This is a genomic window from Mesorhizobium sp. M6A.T.Ce.TU.016.01.1.1, assembly GCF_003997065.1.
Taxonomy (GTDB): domain Bacteria; phylum Pseudomonadota; class Alphaproteobacteria; order Rhizobiales; family Rhizobiaceae; genus Mesorhizobium; species Mesorhizobium mediterraneum.
Window position 1 is genome coordinate 1 of record NZ_RZTJ01000148.1, and the last position, 429, is coordinate 429.

The 429-nt window shown below is 58.5% G+C and carries 2 rRNA genes; both read right to left on the minus strand.

Annotated elements, in window-relative coordinates:
- Positions 1 to 98 (minus strand): 5S ribosomal RNA (gene rrf / locus EOC94_RS33680); the annotation flags it as partial.
- 224 nt (positions 99 to 322) lie between these two features.
- A 23S ribosomal RNA gene (locus EOC94_RS33685) occupies positions 323 to 429 on the minus strand; the annotation flags it as partial.

Here is a 429-nt window from a genome sequence, read left to right on the forward strand (position 1 = left end):
TCTCCCGCGTCTTGAGACGAAGTACCATCAGCGCTGGAGCGTTTCACGGCCGAGTTCGGAATGGGATCGGGTGCAGCCGCTCCGCCATAACCACCAGGTCGGCAAAGCGCACGTTGCTCGAGAAGCTGTTTTCTGTGCCAAGGCGACGTTTTCTGCAGGTTGCTTCGGGCATAAGCCCGCAAGCGCGACTGCGCGTCGCCGGTTTTCCGGCGCCCTCGCTTAAGCTTTGGCCCGTAGGGCCGCTCATGCGTGAGCGCTGGTAAGACCATCGTATCAGGCGACAATCCGAAGGATTGCGCCGAGATGGGCATAAGGAATGAGAACGATCAAGCCGATCGAACTATTAGTACCGGTAAGCTTCAAGCGTTGCCGCTCTTCCACACCCGGCCTATCAACGTGGTCGTCTTCCACGGTTCTCAGGGAATACTC